This window comes from Rhizobium glycinendophyticum, assembly GCF_006443685.1.
Taxonomy (GTDB): domain Bacteria; phylum Pseudomonadota; class Alphaproteobacteria; order Rhizobiales; family Rhizobiaceae; genus Allorhizobium; species Allorhizobium glycinendophyticum.
This window is the reverse complement of sequence record NZ_VFYP01000001.1, coordinates 1,564,106-1,576,212: the sequence shown is the minus strand read 5'-3', so window position 1 is coordinate 1,576,212 and position 12,107 is coordinate 1,564,106. Positions and strand designations below refer to the sequence as shown.

The following is a 12,107-nucleotide window of genomic DNA, read 5'->3' as shown; positions in this document are numbered from 1 at the left end:
TTGCAACGAGCCGTGGTTAGCGCAGGCGGACAGCCAGCGCAAGTCCAGCGGAAGCCTTTTCACTCGATACCGAAGAGCACCTTACCAGCGGGTAAAAAGCCTGTCGCGTGCAATCCGCATCGCGGTGCACAAAGACCGCAGGTATCGACAGTTTTCCGGTTATAAAGTGGCGCGAGTGACGGGGCTCGAACCCGCGACCTCCGGCGTGACAGGCCGGCACTCTAACCGACTGAGCTACACCCGCGCATTGTCGTGGGCATCACCCACGGCGACCGTTAAGAGACGGCCTTGACTTGATATTTCCTGGAATGGCGCGAGTGACGGGGCTCGAACCCGCGACCTCCGGCGTGACAGGCCGGCACTCTAACCGACTGAGCTACACCCGCGCATTTCCAGAATGGGGATCAAGTGGCCCCCGGCGACCGGGCTTGCCCTGTCGTTGAGCGGCTCTCTACGGGGTTCATCTGGAGGTGTCAAGCAGGTTTCAAGACAAAACCATGACCGGCCGAAATTTATCCCGGAGCCCTCGACAACCCTCCTCGCCTCCCCTCTTCTCGCGACACCAGGCCGCAGGCGCATTTGCGGGATTCTCGAACGTTTTCCACACGCCAATGCAGGGGCCTTCGCAAAAAAAGAAAAAATTGCGAGAAAAACTCTTGCGGAAATTCTGCGATCCGCATAGATCACGGCCACCGACGCGGCGGACATGATCCGGTAAGCGGACGGGCGATTAGCTCAGTTGGTAGAGCGCCTCGTTTACACCGAGGATGTCGGGAGTTCGAGTCTCTCATCGCCCACCATTTTCTTTCCAAAATAATTTCTGAACTAGTTCTGCGATGGTTTGCGACGCAGCCTGATGCGCATCGCCTTTCCTTCCGCAGTCTCCACCTCGAATGCGCCGGTTTTCCTCACGAGATCGCTCAGCTTCGACGAACCATAGGTACGGGAATCGAAGTCCGACTTCAGATTGGATAGCCGTGTACCCAAGGTCGATAGAGCGACCCAGCCGTCGTCGCTGTCGATATCGACCAAGACCCGCTTGATGATCGGAACAGCGGCATTCGGAGGGCTGCCCGGAGGTGCCGGTTTCGTCTCCCGCTCCACTGGCGGATCCACGGACAGGTTCTCCGTATAGATGAAGCGGCTGCAGGCCTGGCGAAAACTTTCCGGCGTCTTCTGTTCACCAAATCCGTAGACATCGGCCCCCTGCTCACGAATGCGCGATGCCAGCCTCGTGAAATCGCTGTCGGACGAGACGAGGCAAAAGCCGCCAAAACGTTCGGTGTGGAGCAGATCCATCGCGTCGATGACGAGGGTGATATCCGAGGCATTTTTACCAACAGTATAGGCGAACTGCTGCTGCGGCACGATCGCATGCCGGGTGAGCGTCTCGGTCCACCCCTTCATGCGGGGACTGGAAAAATCACCGTATATGCGCCTTACGCTCGCTTCTCCGAGACGCGCGACCTCCTCGAAGAGCCGATCTGCGATTTTGCTGGATGTATTGTCTGCGTCAATGAGAACCGCGAGTCGCTTGGTGTTGTCCGCGAATGCCATGCAGGTTTCCCATCGCAAAAGCACCTGGGGCCACAATAGCGGTCCGGCGCATCCATGGCGCGCATCACATCGGACAAGCTCGCCTGTTGCAAGTGATAGGCTCTGCCTCGGTTAACAGATTTTCGCGTCCCGGGGCGCGGTTCATTCCCTCAATCCTGCGCCAGCACGATCACCATATCCTTCTCGGTGTAAGCAAGCAGTTCCGAGCGATTCGGATTGACCGTCACGCCGCCGAGATTACGAGGATCCGCGTCGCTGTCGCGCTGGCGGCGGTGGCCGATGGCGATTTCGCCGCGGCGAAGCGCTGCGAGCGCGACCGTGTAGAAGTTCACCGGCTGCGAGATATCCACATAGTCGCTCATCGGGCGCATGTAGATCTCTGATCCTTCCACATCGAGCAACTCGTCGAAGATCGCCGCCATGAACTCGTTCTCGGAGGCCTGGGCGAGCATCAAGCTCACCAGCTTGTTGCTGACGACGAAATCATCGGCGCGGGTCACTTCCGCCAGTTCGCGATTGCGGACATCGGTCATCTCGCTCACCACGTTGATGTGCAGACCGGCACTTTCGGCGATCTTGCGCAGGTGCAGCAGCGTAATCAGCGTGCGCGTGTCGGCCGACTGCATCGCCATGTGATCGCTGTAGCCCAACACCAGCACGTGGTCGTAGGACGGAATATCCAGCGCCTCCAGTGCCGCCTTGCTGCTGGTGTCGATCACCCGATGCTGAACCGTCATGTGGTCGTTGGGCAGCGTCAACTCCGCAATGTCCGCCTCGAATTCCGGTGTATTGGCCGCGATCATCAGTACCGACCCTGGCGCCACGTAGCGGCCGAGCTCGGTCGCAATCACGGGTCCCCGGCGGTTCCAGCCCAGAACCAGAGTTCGTTCCGGCTGGAGATCATGCCGGACAGGTGGACGGATGGCGGACTGGGCGAATTGCGGGGCGCCTGACGAAGTCTGGATGGAGGCATCGTCTTCGGCGATGATGACGAGGCGTTCACCGGCCGCAATGACGCGATTCGGCGAAGGGTTGAGGTGGATCCTCCCGTCGACGTCACAGACGCCGATCAGCGTGCTCGTCTCGTAAGACATAACCGCCGTGCCAAAGGGCTTGCCTTCCAGCTGCGGCTGAGGAAGCGTATAGATCTCGCAGCCGTCGAAATCGAGGAGCTCCGTGTAGACAGCCGACAGGCCCGACTGGCGGCTGGTATGGACGACGATACGCGAGATCAGGTCGTCGGCGAGGACAAGCTGCATTTCCTTGCCGCCGACGATGCGGGCGACCTCCGTATTCTGAGCCTCGCGGATTTCGGCCGCGATCTTGTAGGGCTCAGGTCGGCGGCCGGGGTCGTTGACCAGTGCCAGGACCGACTTGATCACCTGCGAATCAGGATCCTCTTCCTCCGGCGAGAGAACAATGATCGAGCGCGACGCATGCGGATTAACGATGGCGAGGTCGTAGAGATCGGTCGGATCGCCGCTCCGGCAGATGATCTTGGTATTCTTCAGGTCGCCCACCTTGGTGGCGATCTCGTCTTCCATCTCGACCTTGTCCTTGTTCGCCATGATGACGATTCGCGGACGACGGCGGCTCTGATTGGCGATGACCAATTCGGAAATCACGTCGAAGATCGAGGATGACCAGTTGAGGATGATGGTGTGGTCGCTTTCGAGCACGCGGGAACGGCCCTTGCGCAATTCGTCCAGCTTGTTTTCCAGGCCAGAACTGATGACACCGATCAGTGCGGAGAAGACGAAGATGCCGGCGATGGTGACCACGAGGGAAACCGTGCGGAAGGACCAGCCCATATCACCGCCCATCGTGCCGGCATCCATCGTGCGCATCAGCGATTCCCAGGCGCCTTCGATGAAGCCGACCGGTTCACCGCCTTCGGGTGCGATGCCGGTGATGGCGAGAAACAGAGCAGCGAGGATAATCACGACAAGCGAGATGAGGCTCAGCCAGCCGATCAGCGCAATTGCGCCGCCGGCCATGCTCTTGTCGAACTCGTAGCGCAGCCGCGCGCGCCAAGGGGAGTGGGTCTTCATGAAGGATGCTTTCGAACAGTCGCAGGAAAGGAAACAGTGCCTCGCAATGGCAAGGCTTCCGTTAACATTCAACGGAATCGCAAGAGGCCCAACAGGGTTGCCCCTATAAAAGTCGCAGAGACGCCGGGATGGATTAGAACATGGTTGTCATGGTCCGCCCTCCCCTCGCGTTCGCATACGAAAAGGCCCGCAACCGGAGGGGCGCGGGCCTTCTGTTTTTAGCCGTAAGGAAAGCTTACTTGCCGCCGATCGGGCGGGTTGCAGCGGCCTTCTCGACCATGGCGGTCACCTCGGCTCGGCGCGCACCTTCGAGCGGCATGCGGGGCATGCGGACGCGCTCGGAGCCACGGCCCATGATCTGTTCCGAGAGCTTGATTGACTGAACGAGGTCATGTTCCGCGTCGAGATGCAGGAGCGGCATAAACCAGCGATAGATGCGGCGCGCTTCCATCCAGTCGCCACGGTCGGCAGCGGCGACGAGCGCCACCGATTCGGCGGGGAAGGCGCTGGTGAGGCCGGAAACCCAGCCCTTGGCGCCGAGCATCAGGCCTTCGAGAGCCACGTCGTCGAGACCGGCGAAGATGTCATAGCGATCACCGAAGGCGTTGATCAGGTCGGTGAAGCGGCGCGGATCGGGCGCGCTTTCCTTGACGGCCTTGATGTTCTTCACGCCATCGAGCGCTTCGAGCACTTCCGAACCGATGTTGACGCGGTAGGCCGGCGGGTTGTTGTAGAGCATGATCGGCAGGCCGGTTGCTTCTGCGACCGTCTTGAAATGGGCGACCAGTTCATGCGGCTTCGGCACATAGACCATGGCCGGCAAGACCATCAGGCCATCGGCGCCGATCTTTTCCGCATCGCGGGCATAGGCGGCGGCCCGGCGGGTGTCGAATTCCGAGACGCCTGTCACGACCGGTACGCGGCCGTTTACCACTTCGACGGCGGCCTTCAGGATGGTCCGCTTTTCTTCCGGGTCGAGCGAGTTGTTCTCGCCGCAGGTGCCCATGACGATCAGGCCGTTGACGCCGTCGTTAACCAGTGCATCGAGCACGCGCTGCGTGGCGTCGATATCGACGGACAGGTCTTCATGGAATTGAGTCGTTGCGGCGGGGAAAACGCCGTGCCAGCCGGTGGTCATGGGATGCTCCTCTTGAGTGGGTGCATTTCAAATATACAAATTGTCGACAAGAAGCAAGGGCGGGTTTCACGCTCGCCAGTCAGGCGAGACATCCATCGTCTTTGACGGCGAGTGGCGGCTCAGGCGAAGGGTTCCGCCGGCCCCCTCGCCGGCAGGGTGAACCATTGCGGCCCCTCCTCCGTCATGTGGATATGATCCTCCAGCCGGATGCCGTAGCGATCTGGGAAGACAATCATCGGCTCGTTGGAGAAACACATTCCGGGCTTCAGGCGGGTCTGGTTCGCGCGGACGATGTAGGGCTCTTCATGGATCTCCAGACCCAGGCCATGGCCGGCGCGATGCGGCAGGCCCGGCAGCTGATAATCCGCGCCAAGGCCATGGCGGGCAATCTCGGCACGCGCGGCATCGTCGAGGCTGCCGCAGGTTGCGCCCCAGCGGGCGGCGTCGAAGACCGCCTGCTGAGCCTGACGCTCGATCGCCCAATGGCGGGCAAAGTCCGGCGTCGGTTCGTCGAGCACATAGGTGCGGGTGAGATCCGAATGGTAGCCGTCGATGCGGCAGCCGGTATCGACGAGGATCACGTCGCCGGCCCTGTAATGCTGCTCGCCCTCGGCGCCATGCGGAAGCGAGGTGGCAACCCCGAAGGAGACGATGCAAAAGCTCGACCCGCCGGCGGCTCCCAATGCCTTGTGTTCGGCATCGATGAAGCGGACGACCTCCGAAGCGGCAATGCCCGGGCGGATGAAGGCATGGGCTCGACGATGGACTTCGAGCGTCAAACCCATGGCGTATTGGATCAGGGCGATCTCGGCCGGCGATTTGCAGAGCCTGATGTCGCGCAGCAGGCGGGTGCCGTCGACGAGCCGCCCTGCCCCGATCGCGCGGGTGAGCGCGTGATAGACGAAGAGCGGCAGGGCGTCGTCGAGCGCGAGCCGCGCACCGTCCGACAGAAGCGAGGCGACCAGGGCCGCGCTGTCCTCGTCCTCCTGCCAAACGGCGACCTCGCCTTCCAGACGCGGCAGGGTCTCGACGCGGCTCTGCTCGAAGCCGGGCACGATGTAAACCAGCCGGTCGGGCAGCACGACCGCGCCGACCAAGCGCTCACTTTGATGCCAAACGAGGCCGGTGAAATAGCGGAGGCTCTCGGTGGAGCCGAGAAGCACGGCCTCGACATTCGCCTCGGCCATGGCCCGGCGCAGCGCTGACAAACGCTGTTGGCGCTCGGCGGTCGTGATCAGCGGCGGTTGCGTTGTGGTAGTCATGGCTTGTCCTTACAGGGAAGAGGCGCCCCATCTTGAGGGGAACCGGAAAGATCGGGAGCCGGGCTGAAGTCAAAGACCTGAGATGGCGGTCGCCTTCGCGAAATCGCGGGCGACATAGTCCTGAATCTGGCGGACGATCTGTTCGCCATGGGCAATCGCCAGCCGATCGGCCTCATCAGCATCGCCGGCCCGGATCGCTGCAATCATCGCCTCGTGCTCTTCGACGTAGCGCTTCGGCAGGCGGTCGTCGAAGGTTGAGTAGTAGAGGCGGAGAATCCGACGGCCTTCGTCGAGCAGGCGGGCGAAGAAGGCGGTGTAATAGGCATTGGCGGCGCGCTCGGCGATGGCGACGTGGAATTCACGGTTCGCCTCGATCATGGCAAAGGCATTCTGGGCCTCGACGGCTGCGGCGAATTCGCGTTGCCGCTCGACGATCGCCTGAATCCAGGCGTCCCCCTGCCGGAGTGCCGCCCCGCGCGTGGTCACTCGGTACATCAGGCAGAGCGCTTCGAAATAGGTGGGGAGGCTGGAGAAATCGATCGTCGCGACGATCGTGTTGCGGTTGGGCAGCGTAGTGACGAGGCCATCGGATGTGAGGCGCAACAGAGCCTCACGGATCGGTGTACGCGACATCCCGAATCGCTCCGACAAGCGCGTCTCGTCCAGCGGGCTGCCGGGAGAACGCTCCATCGACAGGATCTCGTGCCGCAGCGCCCGATAGACGCTCTCGGTGCCGGAACCCCTCACGCGCGGTCCCTCGTCCTGGCCGTCCTTCAATGTGCTCATTCCCTCATCCCTGCATCGCCGTCCGCACACGCGTGTGCAATCTGCATGCAAGACACCGTCGAATGGCGGGGAAGTCAAGGCAGCAACATCCCGACGCCTCGCTTATCCGAGCTCGGGACGTGCCTCGATATACCATTCGACGAAGGCCTTCACCCCCTCTTCCAATCTCGTAGACGGCGTATAGCCGGTCAGAGCCTGGAGGAGCGCCGGGCTGGCGAAGGTGCGCGGCACGTCGCCCTGCTGCATCGGCAGCATCTGGCGCTTGGCGGGCCGGCCGATCGCCTTTTCGACGATGTCGACAAAATCGAGCAGGTTCTCGGGTTGGCCGCCGCCGATGTTGACGACGCGGAACGGCGCCTGACGTGACAGGGTCTCGACGCGTTCATCGGCGACGCGATTGGATTCGTCCGGGGCCACATGCGACAGGCGGATGATCGCCTCGACCAGATCCTCGACATAGGTGAAGTCGCGGCTCATCTGGCCTTCGCCATAGATCTCGATCGGCTGATCGTTGAGGATCCTATCGACGAACTTGAACAGCGCCATGTCCGGGCGCCCCCAGGGACCGTAGACGGTAAAGAAGCGGAAGGCGGTGGTCGGGGTCTTGTGGAGATGGGCGTGGCTGTGGGCGATCAGTTCCATCGACTTCTTGGTTGCCGCATAGATGGTCAGGGGCTCATCCGTTCGGTCGGTCTCGTGGAACGGCACGGTCGGGCTCGCACCGTAGATCGACGAGGTGGAGGCGAGCATCAGGTGCTTCACCTTGTGGCGTTCGGCGAGATCGATGATGTTCCATGAGCCCTGGACGTTGGAACTCAGATAGGATTGAGGGTTCTCGATGCTGTAGCGAACGCCGGCCTGGGCGGCGAGATGCACGATGATCTCGGGATTGGCCTTGGCGACTGCCTCCTCCAGAGCGGCGCGGTCTTCCAGCATGGCTATCACGGGCGTGAAGGCGGGATACTGGGCGAGCGCCGCATGGCGCATATGCTTGAGCTTGACGTTGTAATAGGGCGTCACGCCATCGAAGCCTGTGACCTCGTGACCCTCCGCCAGAAGGCGGCGGGCCAGATGAAAGCCGATAAAGCCGGCCGTACCGGTGATGAAATAGCGCATGTCAGGCCTTCGTCTTCCGCTTGCCGATCGGGAAATGGGCAAAGCCGTATTTCGCCATTTCCTCCGGCTTGTAGATGTTGCGCAGGTCGACGATGACCGGAACCTTCATCTCCGTCTTCAGGCGGCGGAAGTCCAGCGCCCGGAACTCGTCCCATTCGGTCACGACGACGATCGCCTCGGCACCGGCCGCGACCTCGTAGGGGTTCTTGCCATAGACGACAGGGCCGAGCATAGACCGTGCGGCTTCCATACCTTCCGGATCGAAGACGTGCACATCGGCGCCTCCGTCGAGCAAAGCCTGGACGATGGTGATCGAGGGCGCGTCACGCATGTCATCGGTGTTCGGTTTGAAGGTCAGGCCCAGAACCGCGATCTTCTTGCCGCGGACAGAACCACCGCAGGCAGCGATCACCTTGCGGCCCATGGCCCGTTTGCGGTTGTCGTTGATGGCAACGGTCGTCTCGATCAGGCGCAGCGGGCTGTCGAAATCCTGGGCGGTCTTGACCAGCGCCAGCGTGTCCTTGGGGAAGCAGGAGCCGCCGTAACCGGGTCCGGCATGGAGGAACTTGTCGCCGATGCGCTTGTCCATGCCGATGCCCTTGGCCACCTTCTGGACGTCGGCACCGATCTGCTCGCAAAGGTCGGCGATCTCGTTGATGAAGGTGATCTTCATCGCCAGGAAGGCATTGGCGGCGTATTTGATCAGCTCGGAGGTGCGGCGTTCGCAGAAGTAGAGCGGCGCTTCGTTGAGATAGAGCGGGCGATAGACTTCGCGCATGATGTCGATGGCGCGTTCGTCTTCGGAGCCGATGACGATACGGTCCGGCCGCTTGAAGTCCGAGATGGCAGCGCCTTCGCGTAGGAATTCCGGGTTGGAGACGACTTTGATGTCCTTGTCCGGGAATTCTTCGCGGAAGATGCGCTCGATCTCGTCGCCGGTGCCGACGGGCACCGTGGACTTGGTGACGACCACGGTAAAGCCGGTGACGGCGGCGGCAATCTCGCGAGCTGCGGCATAGACATAAGATAGGTCTGCATGGCCATCACCACGACGCGAGGGCGTTCCAACCGCGATGAAGACGACGTCGGCATCGGCGACCGGCTGTGCAAGATCCAGCGAGAAGCTCAGACGTCCGGCCTGCCGGTTATGGGCAATGATTGCATCGAGGCCAGGCTCGAATATCGGGACTTCGCCCCGTTCCAGTGCCTCGATCTTCTCGGCGGACTTATCCACGCAGATAACCTGATGGCCAAAATCCGCCAGGCAGGCTCCCGAGACCAAGCCAACATAGCCCGAACCAATCATCACAATGCGCATTCAACACCTATCGTTCTAGCGTCACTCATCAAGCCACCTCTTCCCGGTTCCCACATGGAACACCGGATGCGACACGAAGATGACGAACCGCCGAGCGGGCGCCCGGTTCGCCGGGCACGGAGATAAACTTGCACAGCCAGGGAGAAACCTGCCGCTGCTGCAAAGAGGGAACTACCCTTGGCTGCGGCGACAGTCAAAGAAAATGCGCGCAGAAATCAGGCTGCTGCGGACAGGTTCTCCCGCAGTCTCCTATGCTCCGCCTCATCGAGCGAGAAATTCCACATGATGGCGATTGCGGCGAGCTTTGGCAGGATCGGCAGGAAGGCGTAGAGCACGGCCAGTGCCTCGATCGCCTGAGGCGTCTGGGTCACGCCCTGATCACCGCTGAAGCCCGCGAGATCGAGCAATGGAAATACAATGCCGGCCGAGAGCGCCACGGAGAACTTCGTGACAAAGCTCCAGGCTGCGAAATAGAGGCCGGACCGCTGCTCACCCGACGCAACCGTGTCGTTATCCACCACATCGGCCTGAATGGCCGGCGGCAGAGTGAGATCGAAGCCGAGCAAAAGACCGGTCGCAACACAGACGACGGCAAAGGCGATCACATCCCCTTCCCCAAGGAATCCGGCGATGGAAAAGATGGCGCAGGCCGCAAGCATCGCGAGGCACCATGCTCGGTGTTTGCCGATCCGGCGGGCAGTCGCCACGGCGAGCGGCACTCCGGCTACAGCGCATAGGAAATAGGTAAATAGCAAAGGCCCTTGCAGCTCCGGAGCACCCAGACGCTGGCCAACGAAGTAGATGAAGAGCGAGGCCGGCACGGCATTAGCAAAACTGTTGAGGAGAAAGGCGGAGACTAGACGCAGGAACGGTCCGTTTCGGCGGAGATGGGCCGCTCCCTCTCTCATTGACAGGCGCCGCGTCGACAGGTCGGAAGGTTCCGGCACCATGGTCACGGCTATTATCGCGGCCATCGGCAGGGCAATGACGATGAAGACGGCCAGCCAGGCAAGTCCGTGGAAGCCGGATGGTGAACCCAACCCACCGAGAAAGGGCAGCGTGATCGCCAAGAGTGAGCCAATGAGCGTCGCGCTCTCGCGCCAGCCCGACAGTCGCACGCGCGCCTGATAGCCGGTTGCGAGTTCCGCCCCCCAGGCGGTGTAGGGCAAAAGAGACCAGGTGGCACCGAGTGAGAGGGCAGTCCCCCACAAAGCGAGGTACAGGATGCCGGCATCGGACGGTGGCCAGAACAGCATAAAGGCCGACAGCGCAGTCAACGGTATCGAAACGGCAAAGAAGAAGCGGCGACGGCCATACCGCGAGCGCACACGGTCGGAGAGCCAGCCGATCAGGGGGTCGGTGACCGCGTCGACCATCCGGATCGCCAGCAACAAGGCACCGATCGCGGCGAGCGAGATGTCGAAATTGTCGGCATAGAAGCTGGGCACGACGATATAGAAGGGAAGCGCGATCGCGGCGAGCGGTAGGGCCGGCAGAGCGTAGAGCGCCAGACGGCCGCTTCCTGGTTCGTCATGATGGGTCATGCCTGCTCCTGTTTGATGTTCCGGTCTCTGAGCGCCACGGTCAGGAGGCGGGAGAAACCTGGGACTTGCCAACACGCCGGCAGCGTTCGGAGCAATAGACGACCCGGTCCCAATCCCGCTCCCATTTCTTGCGCCAGGCAAAGGGCCGGTTGCAGGCGGGACAGGTCTTGGCGGGCAGTTCGCTTTTGCGGATCATTTTCGGCATCGCGGCTTTGTCCGGTTTCTCCTCCCCAATTCGCGCGGCAGGGGCAATCGGATCACAATTCCCCCGTTGAAGCTTGCCACCCCCTGCCCCACTTGCTAGCTCACAGCGACAATCACGGGAGAGACTTTTACATGAGACAGCATTCCTTCGGCCGCACGGAATTCACCGTCAGCGACATCGGCTTCGGCGCCTGGCAAATTGGTGGATCCTGGGGCGAGGTATCGGAGGCCGATGGCCGGGCAGCCCTCAATGCCGCCCTCGACGCGGGCATGACTTTTGTCGACACGGCCGATGTCTATGGCGACGGACGCTCGGAGAAGATCATTGCTGACGTTCTGAAGGCGCGCGGCGGGGCACGTCCGATGGTGGCGACAAAGGCCGGGCGCCGGCTCAATCCGCATGTGGCCGATGGTTACACGAAGTCGAATATCGAGGCCTTCATCGACAGGTCGCTGCAGAACCTCGGCGTCGAGACACTCGATCTCGTGCAACTGCACTGCCCTCCGACCGAGGTCTATTATCGCCCGGAGATGTTCGAGGGGCTGGAGGAGCTCCGCAATGCAGGCAAAATCAAGCATTACGGCGTCTCGGTGGAAAAGGTCGAGGAAGCGCTGAAGGCGATTGAATATCCCGGTGTGGTCTCGGTCCAGATCATCTTCAACATGTTCCGCCAGCGCGCCGCCTCGCTGTTCTTCCAGGAAGCGAAGCGCCGCAATGTCGCCGTCATCGCCCGCGTTCCGCTGGCGAGCGGTCTGCTGTCGGGGAAGATCACGGCGAACACCCAGTTTGCGGCGGAAGATCACCGCAACTTCAATCGCAACGGTGAAGCCTTCGACGTCGGTGAAACCTTTGCCGGCGTGCCGTTCGAGACGGGGCTCGCAGCCGTCGAGGAAATCCGCAAGCTCGTTCCGGCCGGCGCGTCCATGGCGCAGTTCGCGCTGCGCTGGATCCTGATGCATGAGGCGGTCACCGTGGTCATCCCCGGCGCGCGCAACGGCGAGCAGGCCAAGGCCAATGCCGCCGCGTCCGATCTTCCGGCAATCTCGGCGGATGTGATGGCGGCAGCCAAGGACACCTATGAGCGTCTGATCGCACCGCATGTGCATCACCGCTGGTAAGACACAGCAATG

The 12,107-nt window shown here is 61.8% G+C and carries 10 protein-coding genes and 3 tRNA genes; 2 read left to right on the top strand and 11 right to left on the bottom strand.

Features of this window, described 5'->3' with window-relative positions:
- Positions 1 to 167: 167 nt before the first annotated feature.
- Together FJQ55_RS07665 and FJQ55_RS07660 are read right to left on the bottom strand one after the other, a co-directional pair.
- A tRNA-Asp gene (locus tag FJQ55_RS07665) sits at positions 168 to 244 on the bottom strand.
- A gap of 65 nt (positions 245 to 309) precedes the next feature.
- A tRNA-Asp gene (locus FJQ55_RS07660) sits at positions 310 to 386 on the bottom strand.
- A gap of 338 nt (positions 387 to 724) precedes the next feature.
- Here FJQ55_RS07660 and FJQ55_RS07655 point away from each other — a divergent pair.
- A tRNA-Val gene (locus FJQ55_RS07655) sits at positions 725 to 800 on the top strand.
- 25 nt (positions 801 to 825) lie between these two features.
- Here FJQ55_RS07655 and FJQ55_RS07650 read toward each other — a convergent pair.
- The 9 genes from FJQ55_RS07650 to FJQ55_RS07610 all read right to left on the bottom strand — a co-directional run bounded on the left by FJQ55_RS07650 (position 826) and on the right by FJQ55_RS07610 (position 10,968).
- Complete coding sequence (locus tag FJQ55_RS07650) at positions 826 to 1,557, bottom strand: NYN domain-containing protein (protein ID WP_140827032.1); 732 nt, start codon at positions 1,555 to 1,557, stop codon at positions 826 to 828.
- A gap of 149 nt (positions 1,558 to 1,706) precedes the next feature.
- Positions 1,707 to 3,608 carry a CASTOR/POLLUX-related putative ion channel gene (locus FJQ55_RS07645; protein WP_140827031.1) on the bottom strand — a complete coding sequence of 634 codons (1,902 nt, stop codon included), beginning with the start codon at positions 3,606 to 3,608 and terminating at the stop codon, positions 1,707 to 1,709.
- A gap of 235 nt (positions 3,609 to 3,843) precedes the next feature.
- Positions 3,844 to 4,746 carry a dihydrodipicolinate synthase family protein gene (locus FJQ55_RS07640; RefSeq protein WP_140827030.1) on the bottom strand — a complete coding sequence of 301 codons (903 nt, stop codon included), beginning with the start codon at positions 4,744 to 4,746 and terminating at the stop codon, positions 3,844 to 3,846.
- Positions 4,747 to 4,865: 119 nt separating this feature from the next.
- On the bottom strand, positions 4,866 to 6,008 hold the full coding sequence (locus FJQ55_RS07635) for a M24 family metallopeptidase (RefSeq protein ID WP_140827029.1): 1,143 nt from the start codon (positions 6,006 to 6,008) through the stop codon (positions 4,866 to 4,868).
- Positions 6,009 to 6,077: 69 nt separating this feature from the next.
- Entirely contained in the window at positions 6,078 to 6,794 is a 717-nt protein-coding gene (locus FJQ55_RS07630) for a GntR family transcriptional regulator (RefSeq protein ID WP_140827028.1), read from the bottom strand.
- A 102-nt stretch (positions 6,795 to 6,896) separates the two neighbouring features.
- Positions 6,897 to 7,910: an NAD-dependent epimerase/dehydratase family protein gene (locus FJQ55_RS07625; protein ID WP_140827027.1), complete on the bottom strand. Its 1,014-nt coding sequence runs from the start codon at positions 7,908 to 7,910 to the stop codon at positions 6,897 to 6,899.
- A gap of 1 nt (position 7,911) precedes the next feature.
- Positions 7,912 to 9,228, bottom strand: coding sequence for a UDP-glucose dehydrogenase family protein (locus tag FJQ55_RS07620; protein WP_140827026.1), 1,317 nt, complete (start codon positions 9,226 to 9,228; stop codon positions 7,912 to 7,914).
- Positions 9,229 to 9,443: 215 nt separating this feature from the next.
- Positions 9,444 to 10,772: an MFS transporter gene (locus FJQ55_RS07615; RefSeq protein WP_140827025.1), complete on the bottom strand. Its 1,329-nt coding sequence runs from the start codon at positions 10,770 to 10,772 to the stop codon at positions 9,444 to 9,446.
- A 40-nt stretch (positions 10,773 to 10,812) separates the two neighbouring features.
- Positions 10,813 to 10,968: a DUF2256 domain-containing protein gene (locus FJQ55_RS07610; protein WP_425467509.1), complete on the bottom strand. Its 156-nt coding sequence runs from the start codon at positions 10,966 to 10,968 to the stop codon at positions 10,813 to 10,815.
- A 140-nt stretch (positions 10,969 to 11,108) separates the two neighbouring features.
- Here FJQ55_RS07610 and FJQ55_RS07605 point away from each other — a divergent pair, with 140 nt between their 5' ends.
- On the top strand, positions 11,109 to 12,095 hold the full coding sequence (locus FJQ55_RS07605) for an aldo/keto reductase (RefSeq protein WP_140827023.1): 987 nt from the start codon (positions 11,109 to 11,111) through the stop codon (positions 12,093 to 12,095).
- The last annotated feature ends 12 nt before the right edge of the window (positions 12,096 to 12,107 follow it).

Excerpts from the sequence above, each read along its gene's own strand:
- FJQ55_RS07650 (WP_140827032.1), bottom strand. The coding sequence starts at position 1,557 with ATGGCATTCGCGGACAACACCAAGCGACTCGCGGTTCTCATTGACGCA.
- FJQ55_RS07645 (WP_140827031.1), bottom strand. The coding sequence starts at position 3,608 with ATGAAGACCCACTCCCCTTGGCGCGCGCGGCTGCGCTACGAGTTCGAC.
- FJQ55_RS07640 (WP_140827030.1), bottom strand. The coding sequence starts at position 4,746 with ATGACCACCGGCTGGCACGGCGTTTTCCCCGCCGCAACGACTCAATTC.
- FJQ55_RS07635 (WP_140827029.1), bottom strand. The coding sequence starts at position 6,008 with ATGACTACCACAACGCAACCGCCGCTGATCACGACCGCCGAGCGCCAA.
- FJQ55_RS07630 (WP_140827028.1), bottom strand. The coding sequence starts at position 6,794 with ATGAGCACATTGAAGGACGGCCAGGACGAGGGACCGCGCGTGAGGGGT.
- FJQ55_RS07625 (WP_140827027.1), bottom strand. The coding sequence starts at position 7,910 with ATGCGCTATTTCATCACCGGTACGGCCGGCTTTATCGGCTTTCATCTG.
- FJQ55_RS07620 (WP_140827026.1), bottom strand. The coding sequence starts at position 9,228 with ATGCGCATTGTGATGATTGGTTCGGGCTATGTTGGCTTGGTCTCGGGA.
- FJQ55_RS07615 (WP_140827025.1), bottom strand. The coding sequence starts at position 10,772 with ATGACCCATCATGACGAACCAGGAAGCGGCCGTCTGGCGCTCTACGCT.
- FJQ55_RS07610 (WP_425467509.1), bottom strand. The coding sequence starts at position 10,968 with ATGATCCGCAAAAGCGAACTGCCCGCCAAGACCTGTCCCGCCTGCAAC.
- FJQ55_RS07605 (WP_140827023.1), top strand. The coding sequence starts at position 11,109 with ATGAGACAGCATTCCTTCGGCCGCACGGAATTCACCGTCAGCGACATC.